The organism is Acinetobacter sp. yr461 (assembly GCF_900110445.1).
Lineage (GTDB): Bacteria > Pseudomonadota > Gammaproteobacteria > Pseudomonadales > Moraxellaceae > Acinetobacter > Acinetobacter calcoaceticus.
Genome location: NZ_FODU01000002.1, coordinates 139,836 through 161,096 on the forward strand (window position 1 = coordinate 139,836; position 21,261 = coordinate 161,096).

General features: G+C 36.1%; 21 protein-coding genes. 9 read left to right on the plus strand and 12 right to left on the minus strand.

Features of this window, described 5'->3' with window-relative positions:
- Positions 1 to 46: 46 nt before the first annotated feature.
- Together BMW38_RS05125 and hemE are read right to left on the minus strand one after the other, a co-directional pair.
- The gene (locus BMW38_RS05125; RefSeq protein ID WP_080027539.1) at positions 47 to 841 is read right to left on the minus strand and encodes a DUF817 domain-containing protein; all 795 of its coding nucleotides are present in this window, start codon (positions 839 to 841) and stop codon (positions 47 to 49) included.
- A gap of 5 nt (positions 842 to 846) precedes the next feature.
- On the minus strand, positions 847 to 1,920 hold the full coding sequence (hemE, locus tag BMW38_RS05130) for a uroporphyrinogen decarboxylase (protein WP_092706334.1): 1,074 nt from the start codon (positions 1,918 to 1,920) through the stop codon (positions 847 to 849).
- A gap of 301 nt (positions 1,921 to 2,221) precedes the next feature.
- Here hemE and BMW38_RS05140 point away from each other — a divergent pair, with 301 nt between their 5' ends.
- Positions 2,222 to 3,460 carry a L,D-transpeptidase family protein gene (locus BMW38_RS05140; RefSeq protein WP_045429942.1) on the plus strand — a complete coding sequence of 413 codons (1,239 nt, stop codon included), beginning with the start codon at positions 2,222 to 2,224 and terminating at the stop codon, positions 3,458 to 3,460.
- Between the two features lie 187 nt (positions 3,461 to 3,647).
- The gene (locus BMW38_RS05145; protein ID WP_092706338.1) at positions 3,648 to 4,334 is read left to right on the plus strand and encodes a pirin family protein; all 687 of its coding nucleotides are present in this window, start codon (positions 3,648 to 3,650) and stop codon (positions 4,332 to 4,334) included.
- Between the two features lie 34 nt (positions 4,335 to 4,368).
- Here the strand turns inward: BMW38_RS05145 and BMW38_RS19420 are convergent, their stop codons facing one another.
- Together BMW38_RS19420 and BMW38_RS05150 are read right to left on the minus strand one after the other, a co-directional pair.
- Entirely contained in the window at positions 4,369 to 4,599 is a 231-nt protein-coding gene (locus BMW38_RS19420; protein ID WP_170834037.1) for a hypothetical protein, read from the minus strand.
- Between the two features lie 47 nt (positions 4,600 to 4,646).
- Positions 4,647 to 5,270: a helix-turn-helix transcriptional regulator gene (locus BMW38_RS05150; protein WP_092706340.1), complete on the minus strand. Its 624-nt coding sequence runs from the start codon at positions 5,268 to 5,270 to the stop codon at positions 4,647 to 4,649.
- A gap of 255 nt (positions 5,271 to 5,525) precedes the next feature.
- Between BMW38_RS05150 and BMW38_RS05155 the strand changes: the two genes are divergently transcribed.
- Both BMW38_RS05155 and BMW38_RS05160 read left to right on the plus strand, forming a co-directional pair.
- Complete coding sequence (locus BMW38_RS05155) at positions 5,526 to 6,494, plus strand: threo-3-hydroxy-L-aspartate ammonia-lyase (RefSeq protein WP_092706342.1); 969 nt, start codon at positions 5,526 to 5,528, stop codon at positions 6,492 to 6,494.
- Between the two features lie 115 nt (positions 6,495 to 6,609).
- Complete coding sequence (locus tag BMW38_RS05160; protein ID WP_092706344.1) at positions 6,610 to 7,521, plus strand: ornithine cyclodeaminase family protein; 912 nt, start codon at positions 6,610 to 6,612, stop codon at positions 7,519 to 7,521.
- Positions 7,522 to 7,588: 67 nt separating this feature from the next.
- Here the strand turns inward: BMW38_RS05160 and BMW38_RS05165 are convergent, their stop codons facing one another.
- The 7 genes from BMW38_RS05165 to BMW38_RS05205 form a co-directional block, all read right to left on the minus strand.
- A complete protein-coding gene (locus tag BMW38_RS05165) occupies positions 7,589 to 8,143 on the minus strand; it encodes a TetR/AcrR family transcriptional regulator (protein ID WP_092706346.1) in 555 nt (184 codons plus the stop codon).
- Between the two features lie 790 nt (positions 8,144 to 8,933).
- Positions 8,934 to 9,140 (minus strand): hypothetical protein, encoded by a 207-nt coding sequence (locus tag BMW38_RS05175; protein ID WP_004643550.1) that lies wholly within the window; start codon positions 9,138 to 9,140, stop codon positions 8,934 to 8,936.
- 68 nt (positions 9,141 to 9,208) lie between these two features.
- Positions 9,209 to 9,436, minus strand: a complete 228-nt coding sequence (locus BMW38_RS05180; protein ID WP_003650533.1) for a hypothetical protein — start codon at positions 9,434 to 9,436, stop codon at positions 9,209 to 9,211.
- Positions 9,437 to 9,543: 107 nt separating this feature from the next.
- On the minus strand, positions 9,544 to 9,759 hold the full coding sequence (locus BMW38_RS05185) for a cold-shock protein (protein ID WP_003650532.1): 216 nt from the start codon (positions 9,757 to 9,759) through the stop codon (positions 9,544 to 9,546).
- A gap of 330 nt (positions 9,760 to 10,089) precedes the next feature.
- The gene (locus BMW38_RS05195; protein ID WP_092706350.1) at positions 10,090 to 10,794 is read right to left on the minus strand and encodes an SDR family oxidoreductase; all 705 of its coding nucleotides are present in this window, start codon (positions 10,792 to 10,794) and stop codon (positions 10,090 to 10,092) included.
- A gap of 188 nt (positions 10,795 to 10,982) precedes the next feature.
- Positions 10,983 to 12,293 carry a carbohydrate porin gene (locus BMW38_RS05200; RefSeq protein WP_092706352.1) on the minus strand — a complete coding sequence of 437 codons (1,311 nt, stop codon included), beginning with the start codon at positions 12,291 to 12,293 and terminating at the stop codon, positions 10,983 to 10,985.
- Positions 12,294 to 12,336: 43 nt separating this feature from the next.
- On the minus strand, positions 12,337 to 13,560 hold the full coding sequence (locus BMW38_RS05205; protein ID WP_092706354.1) for an MFS transporter: 1,224 nt from the start codon (positions 13,558 to 13,560) through the stop codon (positions 12,337 to 12,339).
- A gap of 329 nt (positions 13,561 to 13,889) precedes the next feature.
- Between BMW38_RS05205 and BMW38_RS05210 the strand changes: the two genes are divergently transcribed.
- A complete protein-coding gene (locus BMW38_RS05210; protein ID WP_092706356.1) occupies positions 13,890 to 14,363 on the plus strand; it encodes a MarR family winged helix-turn-helix transcriptional regulator in 474 nt (157 codons plus the stop codon).
- Positions 14,364 to 14,444: 81 nt separating this feature from the next.
- Here the strand turns inward: BMW38_RS05210 and BMW38_RS05215 are convergent, their stop codons facing one another.
- On the minus strand, positions 14,445 to 15,359 hold the full coding sequence (locus tag BMW38_RS05215; RefSeq protein WP_092706358.1) for an AraC family transcriptional regulator: 915 nt from the start codon (positions 15,357 to 15,359) through the stop codon (positions 14,445 to 14,447).
- A gap of 109 nt (positions 15,360 to 15,468) precedes the next feature.
- Between BMW38_RS05215 and BMW38_RS05220 the strand changes: the two genes are divergently transcribed.
- The 4 genes from BMW38_RS05220 (at position 15,469) to BMW38_RS05235 (ending at position 21,248) form a co-directional block, all read left to right on the plus strand.
- Positions 15,469 to 16,434: an oxidoreductase gene (locus tag BMW38_RS05220; protein ID WP_092706360.1), complete on the plus strand. Its 966-nt coding sequence runs from the start codon at positions 15,469 to 15,471 to the stop codon at positions 16,432 to 16,434.
- 38 nt (positions 16,435 to 16,472) lie between these two features.
- Positions 16,473 to 17,474, plus strand: coding sequence for an NADP-dependent oxidoreductase (locus tag BMW38_RS05225; RefSeq protein WP_092706362.1), 1,002 nt, complete (start codon positions 16,473 to 16,475; stop codon positions 17,472 to 17,474).
- Positions 17,475 to 18,445: 971 nt separating this feature from the next.
- Positions 18,446 to 19,774: an MFS transporter gene (locus BMW38_RS05230; protein ID WP_092706364.1), complete on the plus strand. Its 1,329-nt coding sequence runs from the start codon at positions 18,446 to 18,448 to the stop codon at positions 19,772 to 19,774.
- Positions 19,775 to 19,778: 4 nt separating this feature from the next.
- Positions 19,779 to 21,248, plus strand: coding sequence for an aldehyde dehydrogenase family protein (locus BMW38_RS05235; RefSeq protein ID WP_092706366.1), 1,470 nt, complete (start codon positions 19,779 to 19,781; stop codon positions 21,246 to 21,248).
- Positions 21,249 to 21,261 lie beyond the last annotated feature (13 nt).

The window sequence follows — 21,261 nt, forward strand, 5'->3', positions numbered from 1 at the left end:
AGCAATTAAAAAATAAACAATATGATGAAAAGTGCTAAAGAAAAATTTACCTTAAATTCCAATTACCTTGATTATCTCGATTACCTAATATTTTAAGAACCAATACTAAGCTTAAAAGTAATAATAAATACCACGACCCAAGCTTGCCCCACCCCACCATATGCCAAGCATCGACCTGACTTGGATATAGCCAAATTTTATAAAATGTACTTATATTTTCAGCAATCCAGATGATAAAAGCGAGCGTTAATAATATCGGTAACATTGGGATTTTAAATTTATGTTCATTTATTTGAAAATAAAGTTTTGTTTTCCAGAAAATAAAAATACTAATCGCGAATAAAATATAGCGAATATCGGGAACAAAAAATTTACTCATAAAATTTATATATGAGAAAAATGCCAGTAATAGCATAGTTCCAAAATTTGGAAGCTTTTCAAAAGACACTTGAAACAGTCGTATTGAACGTGCGAAGAAGCTACCTACAGCCGAATACATGAAACCTGCAAATAACGGCACTGTTAAAATTTTAAATACGGCTGGCTGCGGATATTGCCATGAAGCAATTGCAGGATGCGTTAGGAATATTTCCATGACCATAGCCATGACGTGAAATAAAGCAATCACTTTGGCTTCTGCCCATGATTCAAGTTTTAAATACAATAGACAGATCTGGATCAGCACAGCATATATGAGTAAATAATCATAACGATAGAACCCCATATATTCATGGCTTCCCATCGGTGCTGTTAAAGCAAAAGCAATTAAAAGCAAAATACCAAACAAGGCTGCCGAAACAGCCTTGCCTATAAATTGAAGCGGTAAAGTTAGATATTGCACAAAAACTATCCTAGATATTTAGCACTATACTCATGCACTGTATCTACAAAGATTTTTGGTTGTGCAGGGTCTACCCACTGAGTAATCCCATGGCCTAAGTTAGCAATGTAACCGGTCTTTTCACCATTTGCGTAGGCATCATCCAACATGGCTTTTACTGCTTTTTTAATTGAAGCAGCCGAACCATATAAAACAGCCGGATCAAGATTTCCTTGTAGCGCTACACGTCCAGCCACCGTAGTTCGAGCTGTATCTAATCGCGTAGTCCAATCTAAACCTAATGCATCTGCGCTTGTGCTAATCATTGGCTCTAACCATTGACCACCACCTTTAGTGAACACAATGATAGGAATACGTCGACCATCTTTTTCACGTTGCAAACCAGCAATGATTTTATTCATGTAGTTTAAAGAGAATTCGATATATTCACGATGTGCCAATGCCCCGCCCCAGCTATCAAAGATCTGGATCGCTTGAGCACCTGCATCGATTTGAGCATTTAAATAGTCAATTACAGAGTCTGCTAAATGATCAAGCAAAGCATGCAAAACTTCTGGTTGGGCATACATCATCTGCTTGGTAAAACGGAATTCTTTACTTGAACCACCTTCAACCATATAAGTTGCAAGCGTCCAAGGGCTACCAGAAAAACCAATCAGTGGAACTTGACCACCTAAAGCTGAGCGAATGGTGCTTACCGCATTCATGACATAATCAAGATCTGATTTTGCATTTAACTTAGGTAAATTCGCCACGTCTTGTTCAGTACGTACTGTTTTATGGAACTTTGGTCCTTCACCTGTTTCAAAATAAAGACCCAAACCCAGTGCATCTGGAATTGTTAAAATATCTGAGAATAAAATTGCTGCATCTAAATCATAGCGACGCAAAGGTTGTAAAGTGACTTCACAGGCAAAATCTGTGTTTTTACATAAGGATAGAAAGTCACCTGCTTTTGAACGTGTTTCACGATATTCAGGCAAATAACGCCCTGCTTGACGCATCATCCATACCGGAGTGGTATCTACAGGTTCGCGTAACAAAGCACGGAGGAAACGATCATTTTTCAAAGTCGTCATTACCAATCTCTATCTTCTTTATGTGGCAGCATCATATCAAAAACAGAGACATTTTTATAATTTCAATTTCACACAAAAAACTCGTCAATCTACTAAAAAATGCATATTTACACAAAACTCTACTGCAAGCTGTGGGGTTTTCTGCAATACTTGCAACATGTTACATTGGGGTCATTGATATTCTTTTAATCACTAAATTGCCAATCTTGGGCTCATAGAAATGAGTTATTGGTAGTTTTATGCACTTTGAGATTAGATCAATCCCCTATTGCTTATATGAAAATTCTTAAGGTTGAATTACATGTTTGTTCGCTCATTACTCGCTATGAGTTTAAGTTGTATTATTGCTAATGTTGCTTTTGCTGCTTCAACAACTGAGCAACCCCTGAACCCTAAAAAGGTATCAGCTCCTGTAGAAGATCCGATTGATCCTCTAGCAGTAGATGCAGCTTCAACTGTACAAGCTCAAGCTCCAACACAAATTACTGCTCAAGAACAAAATGATTTAAATCGAGCGTCAACAACATTACAAAATTTGCAGAAAACAGAAGACCCAAATGCTGAGTCTGGTATTGCTGCATCTACACCAGCAGTAGCTAAAAGCACAACGGCGTCTAAGGCTGCACCAGTGTCAGCTGCTTCATGGACATTAGATGGCTTAAATTCGGCAGAATGGTCTGAAAATATTGGTAAAGGTCAACTTCCAGTTTATGCACGTGCACACGTGATGCTTAATAATGCCCATGCATCACCAGGTGCAATTGACGGCATGAGCGGTAAAAACACCTTAAAAGCAATTTCTTCATTCCAACAAATGAATGGTTTATCACCTACTGGTGAGCTTACTAAAGAAACTTGGGATGCATTGGTTGCTAAACAAAACAAGCCAGCATTTATTGAATACACGATTTCTGATGCTGACTTAAAAGGTCCATATGCTGAGTCGATCCCTTCTGACTACGCATTACAAGCCAAAATGAAAGGTTTGTACTACACTCGTGTGACCGAAATGTTGGGCGAGAAGTTTCATATTGATGAAGGTTTCTTAAAGAAATTAAACCCAACAGCGACATTCAAAAAAGCGGGTGAAAAAATCATTGTTCCAAACGTGCGCAATGATTTACCAGAAGATATTCATTTGATTATTGCCCATAAAGGCGCAAAACAATTGTATCTCTTCAATAGCCGGAACCAAATGATTGCCTCATTTCCTGCAACAATTGGCAGTACTGATACGCCTTCTCCGGCCGGTACTTACAAGGTAGTTGGTGTGGCTCGTAACCCTTGGTACAGCTATTCACCTTCGAACTTCGTACAAGGTAAAAACTTAAAACCTCTTTCTTTACCACCTGGCCCAAATGCCCCTGTTGGTAATATCTGGATTGGTTTAAGTAAAAAATCTTTTGGTATTCACGGAACACCAAATCCATCTTTAATTTCTAAAACAGCATCACACGGTTGTATCCGTTTGACTAACTGGGATGCAAACGATTTAGGAAGCAAAGTACGCTCTGGCGTAACTGTTAAGTTCCTTGAATAATCAAATAGTTTCATTAAAAACCTGCCTTCATGGCAGGTTTTTTTATGATTAAAAATGCATGGATAAATAAAAAACTTATCGTCATATCAATTATGCAACGACATGTTGCAGTTAACCTATTTTTTTGACCCAAATAGAACATTAATATATTTCTTAATAGATAAATAAAAATTTGGGAGATTAGATCATGAATGCTTACGTACATCGTGGTGAAGATCGAGGACATGTAAAAGCTGGTTGGTTAGAGTCTTATCATAGCTTTTCATTTGGTAGCTGGTATAACCCTAAATATATGGGTGTAAGTGCTCTACGAGTTATTAATGACGACAAGATCGATGCGCATAATGGTTTCGGTACGCACTCCCATGACAACATGGAAATCTTAACCTGTGTGTTAGATGGCGCAATTTCACACCGTGACACGATGGGAAATGAAGGCCAAATTAAAGCAGGTGAATGGCAACTCATGAGTGCTGGCACAGGTGTTGCCCACAGTGAAATCAACAACACTGATACGCCTGTACATTTATTACAGATCTGGATTATTCCAGATGTAAGAGATGCAGAGCCCAATTACCAGCAAATTAATCTTGACCCACGTAAAGATCCAAATAAATGGCATTTAATTGCTGGTCCCGATGCAAATGCACCGATGCATATTCGCCAAAATGCAGAGATCAAGTCTGCTGTATTGGAAAAAGGACATGAGTTAACTGTTGAGCCAGTTAAAAAAGTGAATTATATCCACGTTATTTCAGGTGTAATTCGTATCGGTGATCAAGAAGTTAAAGCAGGTGATGCTTTCGTATTTGAGGATAAAGCGACGATTCAGGCAAACGAAGATAGTCAATTTATTTGGTTCGACTTACCTTAAATTAATCAAAAGCCCTTTGAACAAAAGGGCTTTTTTAATCTCCTCCACCGCCACCATTACATCCTCCCGAATCTGAAGATGATGAACAATCATTTGAATAACTAGAGCTATGATGATGGGAATCAGAGTAATGATGGGTTAAAGAAGATGAATGATCATGCTCGCCAGATAACGAAGATTTTTTTAAATTTCTAAGCAGTGCAATTAAACAAATTAGACCAATACTGGAAAAAATTGCAATAAATACAATAATAAATAACTTCAAATAACGACCTCCTAGATCAAGCTAAACACATATTAAAATAAACTATTTTAAGTTTCCTTTACATACAAATAAGCGCTCGCTCTTGATATACCTAAATGTTGTGCAACCGTCTCTACAGCCTTTTTAATATCTAACAAACCATTATTCTTTAGCTCGTGTATTAATTGTTTTCTCTCATTGAGTTTTAACATACGCGGTGTAGTGGCATGTTTTGAGGCAAATTGATCGATATATCTTCGAATTGCTTCTGTGCCATTCGGTTCCAAATTTTCAATAATGTTGTCAGTTTCAATTTTAGTAAACTGGTCTAAAGCGCTTTGCATGCCCCTAAACAGGGTTAAATCAATATTCATACATAAAGCGGCCACATATTCGCCCTCTTCATCTTTAATACCAATCGAAGTACTTTTTGCGGGGCGGCCATCTGCAAACTGGTTTGCATAGTTGGAAATAAGATTTGGAAATTCTGGAGACATAATTCTTGCCAGCCCTAACTCTGTTGCTGGATCTCCTATTTTTCTACCAGATAAATTATTGTGTATTGAGAGTATGGCATGTTCAGGATTTGTTAAGTCATGGACAACAACTTCGCAAAATGGAAATAGAGTTTCACTTAACCCCTTCGCGATGGTATCTAGTTGAGTGAGTAAATGTTTATCACGATTTCCCAATGTATTTCCTCCAAATGACTTAATTACTATTTCAAACCCTAGCGTGAAGTATGTAATAGTAATTTAGACTTTTTATCTAATTTTAAACTTAATGTAAATCAAAATCTTATATCTCATTGTTATCACATCAGAAAATAAAATTAGACATTTTATCTAAATATATATATTTTATCTAAACAAGGTCAATATATTGTGCGTTGCTTGAGCAATACGAAATCTTGCATCCGAAAACATTGAATAGAATTAGGTTTAATTATGAAAAATTTAACCCTTCCAACTTATGAAGATGTCGCAGCCGCTGCTGAACATATAAAAGGTTTTGCAAATAAAACCCCTGTTTTAACTTCACGTACTGTTAACAATGAATTTGAAGCAGAAGTATTCTTTAAATGTGAGAATTTTCAGCGTGTTGGCGCTTTCAAATTTCGTGGTGCAATGAATGCACTTTCACAGTTCGATGAGGCTCAAAAAAAAGCTGGTGTGGTTGCTTTCTCTTCGGGAAATCATGCTCAAGCGATTGCACTGTCAGCAAAAATCCTTGGTATTCCAGCAACAATCATCATGCCCAAAGATGCTCCTGCTGCAAAAATGGCAGCGACGCGAGAATACGGCGGCAATATTGTTGAATTTGACCGTTATACGGAAGATCGGGAACAAATTGGAAAAGAGATCGCCGAAAAAAATGGCCTGACACTCATTCCATCTTATGACCATCCGCATGTGATTGCAGGTCAAGGAACGGCTGCAAAAGAGCTATTTGAAGAGGTTGGTGAGTTGGATTACCTCTTTGTATGTTTAGGTGGCGGTGGCTTATTGGCTGGCTCTGCCTTATCTGCCCGTCAACTCTCCCCTAACTGTAAAATATATGGTGTTGAACCTGCCCTAGGAAATGATGGGCAAATGTCCTTTAGAAAAGGAGAAATTGTTCATATTGATACGCCCCAAACGATTGCCGACGGTGCTCAAACTCAATATTTAGGCAAACTAACTTTTCCTATTATCCAAAAGAATGTAGATGACATTTTGACAGTAGAAGATGAAGACCTAATTAGCTGTATGAAGTTCTTTGCTGAAAGAATGAAGATGGTTGTTGAACCTACAGGATGCCTTGGATTTGCTGCTGCGCGTAATTTAAAGCATGAGTTAAAAGGCAAACGTATAGGCATCATTATTAGTGGCGGAAATGTCGATATTTCTAAATATGTAGAGTTTTTATCTGCTTAATAAAAGTCATTGTCTATCTATGATGTCAGTTAATGCGTCATAGATAGGCATTACATGCTACTCGTCTCTCGACCTGTTCGCGTCTTAATTTAAATATTCACTTTTGGAGATGGCTATGAGATTTATTTCTGAGTCTGAATCTTCTGCTCTCATCAATCATGAACTCGCTTACGATGCAATTTACCAAGCTTTAATTGCTGCCACTCAACCAGAAACCCAAAGTTTTCCTGTCGTTCATGGTCAAGCGTCTGATACAAAAAATACGTTTAGCATTAAATCATCTGCTACTCAGCACTTAGCTGGTCTTAAAGTCGGTTCTTTTTGGGAAGATAATCCTAAAAATGGTTTGCCCCGCCATAACGCGCTCATTTTATTATTTAATCAAGCCAATGGAAAAATGGCAGCAGCCATCGAAGCAGGCAAAGTGAATGCCTTCCGTACAGCGGCTTCTAATGCTGTTGCAACCAATATATTGGCAAGAAAAGATTCAAAAGTATTAGCAATCTTTGGTACAGGAAATCAGGCCAAATATGAATGTGAGGCATTAGCTCGAATTAGAAATTTGGATCAGATTTTGATAGTAGGACGCGAGCAAAGTAAAGCCGAAACAATGGCAGAAGAATTAAAACAATTAGGGATTAAGATTAAAATTACCGATGCAAAAGAAGCTTGTGAACAGGCGGATATTATTGTGACAGCAACTTCCTCACACGCTCCTCTTTTTAAAGCAGAATGGGTAAAAGCCGGTACTCATATTTCATCTATGGGTTCTGATAAAAAAGGCAAACAAGAACTTCCACCAGAGTTATTTTCACAGAGTGGTTTATTTTGTGATCTTAACACCCAGTCTAAACTCATTGGTGAATTTCAACATGCACCTGAGTGTGTAACTTTAATCAATATAGGTGATGTGCTTTTAGCAAACACTCAAGGAAGGCAATCTCAAGAACAAATTACAATTTATGATAGTTCAGGGTTATCTATACAAGATCTATATATCGCCCAAAAAATTTTAGAAATTTCTTAATATTTATCATTTAACTGCATCATTCAGGCTGATGCAGTTAAATTAAAAAGTATTTGTTTCATTTGCACTAAATAAACTGGATTAAAAAATAATCCAACAACCGTTCTCTTTCATCTGGTTTGGTAGGATCTAAAAGCTGAACCATCGCCCCATCAATCACAAACAGGAACATGTGAGCATCTTGTTTTGCAGCATTTGCATTGGTTGTTAAAAGCAAATTATAGATTTCATTAATAAGCCAGTTTCGATAGTCAATCACCACCTGATACGCCTTGGGATGTGTTTTCGCAATTTCAAAAATGGCTTTGAAAGGCAAATGATAAAGGCCATCTAAGTTCGCATGTAAGAAATAAATTTTGCGAAGTTTTTCAAGCAGGGTTAAGTCTTTTTGAATATAAATAATTGAAATCACCTCTTGTTTAAGACCATCTTTTTGAAAGGTTAAGCTCATTTCAATAAGACGTTGTTTTGAGTGAAAGTAATTATAAAAAGTTGCTTTCGGAGTTTTCGACGATTCAATAATGCGGTCCACCCCAACGTTATGAAAGCCATATTTATTAAAAAGATATCGAGAGGTATGTAGTACGCTTAATGCACGAAATGGAAGATCTGAATGTGGCATAGTTTTACCGTTTTAAAATAAATTTTTGTTGTATATAAATGAGATACAAACGCCGCTTCCCTTTTTGGGAGAAAAAAGGCATAGCAAAGCCATAAAGACTGTGCTTGGCACATCTCAAGTTTTATTGTTGAAATAAGTTTTTAGCCGTAATGACTTAAAGTCTGAAAAGCCGATGAGCCTTCAAACTGTTTAAAGATGAATTAAGTGGTGTCGTTATAGCTTTTGGCAAAGGCTGCCAAGAAATAATGGATGTGCAAAGCCAACTCCTTTTTTATTGGGAGTTCTGCCAGACATTTATAGAATTATGGTGGCAGAACGAAAGAGGGTTGACAGACTGGCTTCAAGAACCCAGCACGCACGAAGGCGTCCCCCTTCCGTCCTACCGCAACAAAAGGGAGACGAACGGGTTTACATTAAAAAAACGAATTTTTTCAATGTACTTGAAGAACAGCCTGTCAAAGCCGGCTGGCAATGTGGCCAGCAGGCAAAGGATAAGCTTCACATTTGTTGCAGTCAAGCACACAAAATGACATTTGCTTTAAATTAGATCATTAAAAAGTAAGGTTAAATAATGAATAAGTTATTGTTAAATTGGGGTTTATAAAGTTGCGGAATTTGGGGATATAGGGGTTTAAGAAACTAGAAATGCGCTAGTGCGGCTTCCGCCACCTGCGCTTTATTATTAAAGTTATTTTTTAATTGAGTATTTGCAATGTGCCCTAAAGCTATGAAGGTTTTCTATTTTTAAAAGAACTATATCCTGCAACGTTAAATGTACTACGTTGATAGATTAATTTATTTTATCAATTTTAAAAATTTTACCACTTAGAGTACTTTGAAAAAACATTTCAAAACCCGGTCGTATATCTTCACCTTCAACTGTAATGTATTTTAAATTAGAAAAACATTGAGTATTAGCGAAATAATTATCTACTGTTGCCTGAATGACGTATTTAATTCCAAACTGGTCTTTGACACTGATATTTTGTTTAAGCATGACGATATCCTAATAAAATTATGGCAGAAATAATGGACCCGCCTAAATATCCAATAGCAAACTGAGTTTTAACTAACTCTATAATCTAATTTAAATAGTTGATTTATAGACGCATAAAAGGTACGCCCATCTAAATTTAAATCAACTTCAATTCCAGAGGAAAGAAGAACTCTTTTACCAACTTCAACAGTTTTAAAACCTTCACGTGTATTTTGTATTCTATTTAGAGGAATTAAAGACACTAAAATTTCTGTACCATTTTTAGATTTTGCAATTAAATCATTTATTTTTAACAATTTATATCCTAAATTAAAATTTACTTATAATTTTAAAATAACTTTAAAATTAATTTAAAGTGAAAAGCACTCATTAGTGCTTTTCATTTATGACTGCTTATAATTATTTATAGAGCAACAATATTTACAGCATTTGGGCCTTTTTGGCCTTGTGCCACACTGAATTCAACACGTTGACCTTCAGCAAGAGTTCTGAAACCTGAGTTAGCGATTTCGCTAAAATGAGCAAAAACGTCTGGTCCTGATTCTGGTTGGATAAAACCGAAACCTTTAGCTTCGTTAAACCACTTAACAGTACCTTTCATGATATTTGAATTAGACATAATACATCCTAGTTTTTTTAAAAATTTAAACCATTTTATTGGTTATGAGTAACATCGAAATAATAAAGAATGGAGCTGAAAATCTGAAAAAAACGAAGGATTATGACTAATACTGCGGTACTTAGAGAAGATTTACCAAACATGACTTTTTCTAGTTATGTTCATTGTATACGAAAAATAAAATTAATCAAGTTTTCTAATATATATATTTATTTTATTTATAAAAAGGTGATGTTCTGGATTCAAAGTGCTTATAAGCAAGGTGTGCTCATTGCAGGCATTCTTAATGAAATTTAAATGTCCATAACTTAGATCTTTTATAATTATTTTCTATAAACTTCCTCCACCATCAACATTTAGAACTTGACCAGTAATAAAACCTGCATGATCTGACAGTAAAAAAGAGACAGCATGTGCAACATCTTTTGGTGTTCCAATCTTTCCTAATGGAATGCTATCTAAAATAGCTTTCTCAGCTAAACTACCAACTGGTCTGGTTTTTCTAAAAAGTTCCGTTTCAATCGGTCCAGGCGCTATACAGTTTACTGTTATCCCAAATTCAGCCAACTCAAGTGCCCATGTTTTAGTACAACCAACCAATGCACTTTTTGCTGCTGAGTATGCAGTCCGTTCTTTGGCCCCGTAAATAGCCCTGCTACCAATATTAATAATTCGACCAAATCGCTGTTCTTTCAGTTGTTCAACAAAATGTTGCGTAACTTGTATGGCAGCCCTTACATTTAAGTTCCACACATCCTCTAAAGCCGAAAATGTAATCTGGCCTAAAGGTTGAGGTAAACTAATTCCTGAATTATTCACTATTCCATGGATGACGTGAGATTTAGAAATTAAACCTAGTGTTTCTTCAGTTTGTTCTATGTTCGATAGATCACAACTAAAAAGCTCCCCATGAAAGTCTATATTTTCGATATTTCTAGCAATTCCTATAACGTGATTTCCATTCAAAAAGAGTTCATCACTAATTGCTTTTCCAATGCCTTTTGTAGCACCTGTAACCAAATAAGTGTTTTTCATAGTTAATCCTAAATAACAGTAAAGTAACTTCTAGTAAGTTATGCCTCTAAACATCAAAATAGTAAAAACTGTATCTCTAATTTTTAAAACAAGCTATTTACGTTAAGTAAATCTGGAAAATGTCAATGATTGATAGCCGATTGGGGCAAGTTTCGTAATGAGTAAAGAACTATTTCAAAATAGATAATTTAGAAGTCCATATTCAATTTTACTCCCCCTACCCATGCGCTCTTATTAGAAGGGTTTGCACCAATATTATGAATATATTGAACATTGGGCTTTAGCATTAACCAATTTCTAAGTTTTAAACCGTAATAAATCTCGGCATTCACTTCACTATTAAACCCATGTGTTAGAGCACTATCTTTAAATTTTTGCGCATCACTATTAATATGGATTCGCGCAACTCCTCCCCCCAATTCATCTTGAGGCCTATTTGCAAATAAACCTTTATAAACAAAAACCATGTTTTGAATATCTTTATAAATACTCGTTTCATCATCAAAAAATATAGCTTGCCCCAGCACAGTTAAACCACGCGAGTTATCTCCATCTTTGGAGGTTAGCTGTTGCTTAATTGAAGCCCATACCGAGTTCTTGTGATAATTATCATTAAGCGGTTGACCCCAATTAGGGTGCGCATAGTCATATTTCACGTTTTTTGCATCAACCGTACTATAAAAATATCCAAGACGATATTCAGCTGGAAATGGTAATTGTTCAAAAGCTTTTTTAGGTGACCAAACAACTTCAATAGGAATGATCGCACCTTTCGAGCCATCCGTACTTAAATTGAATCCATCTGTTGTATTGGTTGCATTACCATTTATAGGGTTTTGCTCAAATACACCCACTTGTGCATATAATTCTGGATGAAGATTATAACGAATCCGCATAGCCCATTGACTTACCGGTGCGTCATACCATTGATCCCCTGCACCCTTGGAAACTTGCCCACCACAAAGAGATAAGTTTTGAAATAAACAATCAGCTCGAGCAAACTCCCCACCTATTCCATAACGTCCAACTTTTATATCTAAATGCCTATCAAAAAAACTTTTTTGAATCCAAAAATCAGTTAATCGCCATGTTTGACCGCGACCATAAACCTCTTGGGTCTGAAAAAATTTTTGTGATAGTGCGTCAGCTTCCTGATTTAAAGATTGTCCACCACGATGAGTTATTTTGATTTCAGCTTCGGTATCATTCCAATCCAAAATTTTTTCCAGATTTAGTTTGGTTCCAATAGTCCACTGATCGGCATAAGCACTGCCATTGCCTTTATGTTCAGTATGTAGAGTTCCTGCAAATTGACCTGTATAACCAAATGTAAACTCATAACCCTGATCGGCTAATCTTGTTCTATTACCTTCCCAGTCTCCAAGTGCCCATTTACTTTTTTGATTAAAGGGAGATTCAGCAAAAATAGAGCTACTTAAACATACTGATGATAGAAAAATTGTCATCTTAAAATGTTTCTTTAAAGTAAATTGGCTCATTCGTTAATCTCCTAAATCTTAAGCTGAGTAAACAAGATCATTTTTATGCCCCTAATTTCTTATTTTCAAAATTGAGTAATGAACCTGCTAAAACTCCAATCAATGCAGCAATTCCGACAGGGATAACTGCGGCAGTCCACCCAGCAAAACTAATTGCCAAACCTATTGCCAAAGGGCCTATAACCTGTCCGAGATAATTCCCTTGCATCACAGCGCCAATACTCAATGAAACCAAGCCAATATCAGGAGAACTGCGCGGTGCGGAACTGACAATAGTTGCAGGAATTAGACCACTCACCATTGAAAATAAAAAACATAAAATTATTGCCAAGAGCTCAGGTGTGAATGGAAGAAATATTCCTATACCAAGTATGCCAATAGCAGCACTGGCAAAAATAATAATGGTCTTTGCTTTAACACCACGATTAAGTAAGAATGAAGATGTAAGATTGCCGGTAATATTAGAAATAACTACCGCTCCACAAACAAACCCTGCTTGTGCAACTGACATTCCTGTCCTATTCACTAAAAATAAAGGTAAAAACGTAAGTACCGAAAAAAATTGAATATTGTAAGCTGCAAAAGCAATCGCCAGTAAAGAAGGATTACGTGTTTTTAAGACTCTTAAAATATCATCTTTAATATTCGTAGGTTGAGCCAAAATGGATGTAGTTTTTTCTATATGAGGTACTTTTAAAAATATAAAAATTAAGATTAAAAATGTTAGTCCTGCATTGATCAACCATAAACTTTGCCAGTTATTTAACAAAGGACCCAAAAAGATTGAGATTGCAATTCCTACGCCCATAAACATGCTCCAAAAGCCAAATACCATGTTGTATTGCTGAGGAGTTGCTAAACGATTCAAAATAGAAGGTGCTGATACAACAATAAGTAAAAATCCCAGTCCCTCTACAATTCTCGTTGTGATTAAAAATGTAAAATTGGTTGTCATAGCGCCGAAAAAACTTGCGCTTGCGAGAACAGCTAAACCTAGGCAGAGTAAACGTTTGTCTCCCCATTGTTTCACCAAAATCCCCGCTGCCATACCACCAATAACGCCAATAAATGGAAAAACTGACATGATCCAACTAAGAGCAGAAAGCGACCAATGGTACTGTTCATGCATTTGGGGGATTGCAATTGAAGCCTTTCCCACATGTAAAGCAGAAATAATTCCAGCAAATATCACTAAAGTAATTGCTAGATAATTTGATTGATCTAAAGTTTTACCTTCAGAGTTTTGAAATATTGGCTTTACGATCACTCTCTATCCCCCTCTTTTACATTAGTATGCTCATGTAAACTACTTAGCTAGCTAAATAAAAAATTATTAATTTCCAATAAACAATTGTAATTAAATAATTTTTTTAAATGGAAATATGAACCAGTAATGCTAAATATCTGAATCTTTCTGATCAACTAGCAGATATTTAGTTAGCTTGCTAAATAAATAATACTTAGCAAGCTAACTAAATACAAGATAAAAATTTTTGCTATACTTCTCTGAGTTATAGTTAAATTTTAATGTTTTTACTTTATTCAATCGTTTAGATCAGGTATGGAAAATTGAACCCTACAGCAAAAGATAGTTCAATGACTGAACAAAATGAGCAAGAATTTGAAGAGTTTATTTTTGTTTGTCATAACCTATTTAAGGCAATGACCCGTGATCGAGGCTATTATGCTCAGATGCGTTCACATCTTTCATTATCACAACTCAATTTATTAGATACCTTGGCAGATGAAGGCATTTTGACCATTAGTCAGATTGCACATCATGCAGGTGTTGCCGTGCCAACAGCAACCAGAATGCTTAAAATATTAGAAAATAAAAATATTGTACTTCGGAAAAAGAATACGAGTGATGCGCGTAGCTGGTTAATAGAGTTAACCGACTATGGCTTACAATTAGTTAAAGAACAACGTAATGGTTTACGTGAAATACAATACAAGCACTTCTCTACTCTAACCCCAGAACAACGCACCAATTTTATTAATGTATTACAGCAAATGTCTGATACCCTGATTTCTTGGTCTGATTTGTATAAAGGTAATTCGGATACTTAAGCTTCATCTATTTAAAGTATTCTAGCTCTAGTCTCTTTTAAATCTAACTATATGCTAAATAGGCGCATTGTATTTACTCCTTTATTTAGTAGCCATAAATCTACGATACTGTGTAGGAGAATGGTCATACATCCGCTTAAATGCCGTACTAAAAGCTGATTCAGACTGATATCCAACAGTATAGGCAATGTTGATTACTTTTTTTTCACTTCTTAATAACATATCTGCAGCAAGGTGCATACGCCAACTCGTTAGATAGTTAATAGGTGACTGCCCGACAACTTTACTAAAATGTTGTGTAAACGTTGTCCTCGACATTCCTGCAATAGCAGCCAATTCAGCGACAGTCCATGAATACATTGGTTTCTCATGGATAACATTCATTGATCGTATTAGACGATGATCTGAAAGTGCTGCTAACCAGCCTGTGTATCGAGTTTGTCCCGGCCCTAACCAAAATCTTAAAACCTGTAATAACATGATCTGAGCCAGATGGCTGATCATTAACTCATTTCCTAATGTTTCTTCTTTTATCTCGATAGTTAATTGTTCAATGGCCCACTTTAGAACAGAAACTTGATTAGAGACATTTTTCAAATGAACAAATGAAGGAAGAGCACTTGTAAGCATTCCCCAAGTATCTCCTTCAAAATCAAAACTAATACCTATTAGAAAAAAATCACCACCACTATTCAAAATAGATATTTTCCCAACATTCATATCAAAAATAGTTGAAGATTCGATTGTCGGTAGATTCAGATCAGTAGCTGCAACAAATGGTTTTCCGCGCGTAAGTAAAACACAGTCGCCCGCTTTAACAAGAAAAGGTTCCTCATCATCTTGGGTTTTTACCCAACATTGCCCTTTCAAAACAGCATTAAACTTAATTCCGTCATAAGCTGGAAAATTGATAGCCCAATCTCCACCAGCATCAAGACCTGCACCGTTACTATGTCTTATTCTCAACAATGACAATACATGCGATAGAGCATCCATTTATAAAAAATCCGAACGATCAAAAAAGAAAAGTGTCCTTTTAATTATGGTTTGTTCAATATTTGCTGTCCATACTATTTTATCTCCTCCAAATATAGAAGTAATAAAGATGGAAAGACAACAAATACCAATTGGCTCAAATTTTGGAAAAAATAGTACAGCTGAAGATGTTCTAGCAGGTATTAATTTAAAAAATATACATGTTGTTGTAACTGGTGGTCATGCTGGTTTAGGGCTAGAAACTAGCAAAGCTTTGGCTCACGCCGGCGCTCTAGTTACAGTTGCCTCCAGAAACGTAGAGGAAGCCTATACAGCAACAAAGGATATTCCAAATATTAAGGTTGAAGCTTTAGATCTTAGCAATCTGAATGACTCTGAAAGTAGTGTTTGGGAATTTTCTCAACGGCTATTAAAACAAGACAGGCATATTGATCTTTTAATTAATAATGCCGGAATAATGGCTTGTGCTGAAACACGTGTAGGCAATAACTGGGAATCACAATTTGCTGTAAACCATTTGGGGCATTTTGCTTTGACGAACCAACTATGGCCACTACTAAAAGGTGGTGCACGTGTTGTAACGCTGTCATCCGCAGGGCATCAATTATCACCAATTCGCTGGAATGATATTCACTTTAGATATGATTACGATCATTGGCTAGCTTATGGACAAGCAAAAACAGCTAATGCTTTATTTAGCGTCCATCTGGACACATTAGGCCAAAAAGACAACGTAAGATCTTTCTCAGTACATCCTGGCAACATTGCTACTTCCTTACAGCGTCATTTAACACATGAGGAAATGTTTGCAATGGGATGGATAGATAAAGATGGTAATCCAACTATTGCAGATCTAAAAACACCGCAACAGGGAGTAGCTACTACGATCTGGGCTGCAACCACTCCCGAGCTCAATACATTAGGTGGTTTGTATTGTGAAGACTGTGATATAGCAAAATTAAAAAGTAGCACAGAAATTACATTCAAGGAGGTAGAAGCATATGCTGTTGATACCGAGCAAGCTAAACGCTTATGGGATTTGTCTTCAGAACTAACTAGCAGCAATGCTTTCTAATTATTTGTTTTTTACTTCCCCCTCACTTAGAGAAAACCATGAAAACAAATCAAATTATATTGTCCAAGCTACCTAAAGGTAAGCTAGATATTCACCATTTTCATATACAAGAAAGTGATCTGCCTTCAGCTAAAGATGGTGAGATAAGCGTACGTACCCTATATATAGCATTAGATGCGGCAAGTCGAGCTTGGATGCAAGGTGATACTTATCGTCCTGCGTTACAAGCAGGTAATGTTATGGCTGGCATTGCTTTAGCAGAAGTGATCGAATCACACGTACCACATTTAACAAAAGGAGATCTTGTCATCGCTGAGACTGGGTGGCAGACACATGCGACTATCTCAGCCGATGCCCTATTTGCTCTTCCTACTTTAAAACCAGTAACGTATTTATTAAGTATTTATGGTGTACCCGGGCTTACTGCATATTTTGGACTATTACAATGTGGCAAGGTCGAACAGGGTAATACAGTTGTGGTCTCAGCTGCTGCTGGTGCCGTAGGCTCTCTTGTTGGCCAGATTGCTAAAATTAAAGGCTGTCGTGTAATAGGTATTACAGGAAGTACACATAAATGTGATCTTCTCAAAAAAGATTTTGGATTTGATGAAGCTATAGATTACAGCACTGGAAATCTGGAAGATAAACTACGTTTAGCATGTCCGGATGGTATAGATGTATATTTTGATAATGTCGGTGGAAATATTTTAGATGCTGCATTATCCAATATGAAAAAACATGGCCGAATAGTTTGTTGCGGCGCCATATCTCAATATGATTCAGATACACCTAAAGCTAATGTAGTGGGTATACCAGGTCAGTTAATTTTGAAAAGCCTCACTATGAAAGGTTTTTTGCTATTTGATTATTTAGATAAACAACCTGAAGCCTTTCATGATTTAAGTACATGGGTTTCTTCTGGTCAATTACGGGTAGTAGAAGAGATATTCAAAGGCTTAGAACAGCTTCCCAAAAGTCTGGTTGGTTTACTAAATGGAGAGAATATTGGTAAGAGAATAGTACAAGTTGCAGATATATAAATACCCCCTAGTCCACTCCACGCCCATTTACCATCAGTTTTTTTTATATCTCAATTGCCATAATTTATTCACTTTCTTTTGCAGGGGAAATATCTATTTTTCTATAGTCTTTATCTTCAGGCTCAAGACTGGCCAAAGTTGTATCATGAATTCAGTAATTGAATCGTGATACAAGGATCGATCTGATATATGAGTTTATGTAAAGCAATAAAAAAGCCCTAAACCATTATAGTTTAGGGCTTTTTTAAGTCATGTAAAGCTATTCGAGTTTATATGACTTTAATATCTTGGTAGGTATATCCAATACCAAACAAAATAATAAGCAATTGATAATTAATCATTTAACAAACAAAACTATATTAGTGATACAAGCCATGATACAAAAATATTCCTACTGTCTTTGCTGTAGCTTTGTACCAATACCTATCTTCTCACTTTAATTTAAGAAACAGCTAAATTTTAGAGGTTACAAAGGTTACTGAGGTTACAGCCTTATGGGGCAAGGATTTCAGGGTGTAACCTTTTAGAAAAGTGAAAAGGTTACAGATTTCCGAGGTTACAGAACTATTTAAACTGATTACTTTTAATTTTTATATTAATGAGTTTGATAAAAGGGAAAGCATTAAAAGTGGCTCAAACAGTAACATGAACTAAATGATCTGACTCAACGCCAATTAGCTCGAAAGCTTTTATATTCAAAAATATACTATTACCTATTGGTTTAATTATACTTTTACCTACAATCAGTAATTTTATTTTTAAAAATTTTGAAATCTAAATATAGATACAATCAATATTAGATAATATTTTTTATTAATTTGATCAATACTCCTAACAATCCTAAGCTAACCATTGAACTCTATGAAATTAACATTTCAAGGATGCAGCTCCGTATTTTATTAAATTTTTAAAAAATCACTTTGAAGGAAAAAAGTTTGAATTTTTTAAAGATTATCCAAAGGAAGGAATCGATGCAAAATGTCAATGCTGTAGGATTAATTGATCAAGCTTCATTAAATAAACACCATAAAATATTAGTTTTCTGGTGCGCAATTATTATGCTTTTTGATGGGTATGACCTTGTAATTTATGGTTCCGTACTGCCACATTTAATGACTGAATGGAATCTTTCTCCTCAAACTGCCGGGTTATTAGGCGCCGCTTCACTAATGGGCATGATGCTTGGAGCTATTACCCTAGGCATGGCTGCCGATAAATTTGGCCGTAAAAATATAATTATTGGTTGTACTATTTTATCTAGTCTTGCTGTAACGCTAAACGGTTTCGCCCATGATACAAATACATTTTTCATTTGTCGTTTGCTAACTGGCATAGGTTTAGGGGGTGCAGTTCCTAATTTAGTCACGATTATTAAGGAAATGGCACCAAGTACCCATCGAAATCGTCTAATTAATTTTGTTTTAGCATTTTATGGTGTGGGAGCAATTATTTCTGGTCTAGCTGGTTTATTTCTTATCCCACGATTTGGGTGGCAAATTACCTTTTGGATTGCAGGAATTTGTATCTTTTTAATTCCTTTTATGTATAAAACCTTCCCAGAATCAATAAGCTACCTAATTCATAAAAATCGCCAAGTTGAAGTAATTACAACACTGGAAAAACTTAATCCTAAACATAAGCATCAACATGGAATGCTATATGTTGTAGAAATGACCGGCAGTTCTCAAAAAATTCCTGTTATTGGTTTATTCACAGAAGCTAAAGCATTAAGAACGTTACTCATTTGGTGTGGCTTCGCCATGGTAATGCTGATGGTATATGGACTCAATACTTGGTTACCAAAGCTGATGAATGTCGGGGGATATTCTTTAGGTTCTAGTATTACTTTTCTAGTCACACTTAATATTGGGGCAATTTTAGGTACCTTAATTTGTGGTGTTTTAGCCGACAAATTAGGTGCAAAGAAAACACTTATTTTTGGTTACTTAGTCGCTGCTATATCAATTAGTTGCTTGGGTTTTCATCCTCCAGCACTGATATTAACAGTTCTCTTAATTATTGCAGGTGGAGCAACTGTAGGTTCAATGTCTGTCATACATACATTAGCTGCAGATTTCTACCCTGCCAATATTCGATCAACTGGAGTAAGTTTTGCTGCTGCTATGGGGCGCTTTGGTGCAATCTCTGGTCCACTATTTGGTGGTTTTCTTTTAGCAGTTAACCTCCCATTTGAACAAAATTTTATGGTTTTTGCTATTCCCGGCGTCATCGGCGCATTAGCTATTGCCCTATTTACCCATCGTAAATCAAACCCAGTGCAACAAATAGTTAAAGGATAATACTATGAATACTCAAACCAATATTATTGAACAAATTTGGAAAGAGCATATTTTTCAAGGAAACTGGGTTAAAACAAACAATTTATCTAGAGATATTATTAACCCTACAACAGGTGAAGTTATTTCATCAGTAAAACTTGCTTCTATAGAAAATGTTAATACTTCAGTAAACATCGCTATAGAGGCTCAAAAGCAATGGAGTAAAACAACATTTGAAGCTAGAGCTAAAGTATTAAGAAAAGCAGCGCAATTTTTTGAAGAAAATATTCAAACCTTTATTGATTGGAATATCCAAGAATGCGGTTCAACTCTTCTAAAAGCTGGTTGGGAAGCTAATGCTTGTATCGAACAACTGTATATGGCTTCCTCTATGCCTATGGCAGCATCAGGTGAAATCTTTCCATCTTCTATTCCAACACGAACTAATGTATGGCAACGTGTGCCATTAGGTGTTGTAGGTGTAATTTCTCCTTGGAATTTTCCATTATTACTATCAATACGTTCAATAGCTCCTGCTTTGGCGATGGGTAATAGTGTTATTTTAAAACCATCTGAATTTAGTAATATTACGGGAGGAGCCCTACTCGCTTGGCTTTTTCAAATGTCAGGATTACCTGAAGGTAATTTTCAAGTAATTAGTGGCGAAAGCGAAGTTGGTGAAGCCTTAGTCAATCATCCACAAGTCAATATGATTTCCTTTACAGGCTCAACAGGAGTAGGTAAAAAAATTGCTGAGTCTTGTGCGAAACAATTGAAGAAATGTGCATTAGAACTAGGTGGTAATAATGCCATGATTATCTGTGAGGATGCAGATATTGAAATAGCTGTAAATAATGCAGTTTGGGGAACTTTCCTTCATCAGGGTCAAATCTGCATGCAAACAGGGCGTCATTTAGTTCATCGCAGTATTGCTGATTTATACATTCAAAAATTAAAAGAAAAAGCGTTATCACTCAATGTTGGAGATCCATCTTTACCCGCAACACAAATAGGTCCATTAATTAATGGCGCCCAACATCATAAAGTCTGCAACATGGTGGAGGCAGCTATTCATCAAGGCGCTACATTGGAATGTGGTGGTAAAGGAGAAAACTTATTTTTCTATCCAACTGTTATAACAAATATCAGTAAAGATGATCCTATTTTTGCAGAAGAGATATTTGGACCAGTAGCACCTATCCTAATTTTCGATGATATTAACGAAGCAGTTAAAATCGTTAACTCATCTAAATATGGTCTAGCAGTCGCAATACATACTGAACGTACTGCATGGGCCTATGAACTGGCTAAACAAATTAAAAGTGGAATGATCCATATTAATGATCAAACAGTTAACAATGAATATCATGTTCCTTTTGGAGGTATGGGAGAATCAGGATATGGTGGCCGCTTTGGTGGTCCTGCTAACTTTGATGAATTTAGCCAGCGTCAATGGGTAAGTATTTTAGACAAAGGGATTCAGTATCCACTGTAAATCTACCCTCTAA

Bases quoted from the DNA above. Each gene is read 5' to 3' on its own strand.
- BMW38_RS05230 (WP_092706364.1), top strand. From the start codon at position 18,446: ATGCAAAATGTCAATGCTGTAGGATTAATTGATCAAGCTTCATTAAAT.
- BMW38_RS05145 (WP_092706338.1), top strand. From the start codon at position 3,648: ATGAATGCTTACGTACATCGTGGTGAAGATCGAGGACATGTAAAAGCT.
- BMW38_RS05225 (WP_092706362.1), top strand. From the start codon at position 16,473: ATGAAAACAAATCAAATTATATTGTCCAAGCTACCTAAAGGTAAGCTA.
- BMW38_RS05185 (WP_003650532.1), bottom strand. From the start codon at position 9,759: ATGTCTAATTCAAATATCATGAAAGGTACTGTTAAGTGGTTTAACGAA.
- BMW38_RS05160 (WP_092706344.1), top strand. From the start codon at position 6,610: ATGAGATTTATTTCTGAGTCTGAATCTTCTGCTCTCATCAATCATGAA.
- BMW38_RS05165 (WP_092706346.1), bottom strand. From the start codon at position 8,143: ATGCCACATTCAGATCTTCCATTTCGTGCATTAAGCGTACTACATACC.
- BMW38_RS05220 (WP_092706360.1), top strand. From the start codon at position 15,469: ATGGAAAGACAACAAATACCAATTGGCTCAAATTTTGGAAAAAATAGT.
- BMW38_RS05195 (WP_092706350.1), bottom strand. From the start codon at position 10,794: ATGAAAAACACTTATTTGGTTACAGGTGCTACAAAAGGCATTGGAAAA.
- BMW38_RS05210 (WP_092706356.1), top strand. From the start codon at position 13,890: ATGACTGAACAAAATGAGCAAGAATTTGAAGAGTTTATTTTTGTTTGT.
- BMW38_RS05175 (WP_004643550.1), bottom strand. From the start codon at position 9,140: ATGCTTAAACAAAATATCAGTGTCAAAGACCAGTTTGGAATTAAATAC.
- BMW38_RS05235 (WP_092706366.1), top strand. From the start codon at position 19,779: ATGAATACTCAAACCAATATTATTGAACAAATTTGGAAAGAGCATATT.
- BMW38_RS05200 (WP_092706352.1), bottom strand. From the start codon at position 12,293: ATGAGCCAATTTACTTTAAAGAAACATTTTAAGATGACAATTTTTCTA.
- BMW38_RS05215 (WP_092706358.1), bottom strand. From the start codon at position 15,359: ATGGATGCTCTATCGCATGTATTGTCATTGTTGAGAATAAGACATAGT.
- BMW38_RS05155 (WP_092706342.1), top strand. From the start codon at position 5,526: ATGAAAAATTTAACCCTTCCAACTTATGAAGATGTCGCAGCCGCTGCT.
- BMW38_RS05140 (WP_045429942.1), top strand. From the start codon at position 2,222: ATGTTTGTTCGCTCATTACTCGCTATGAGTTTAAGTTGTATTATTGCT.
- hemE (WP_092706334.1), bottom strand. From the start codon at position 1,920: ATGACGACTTTGAAAAATGATCGTTTCCTCCGTGCTTTGTTACGCGAA.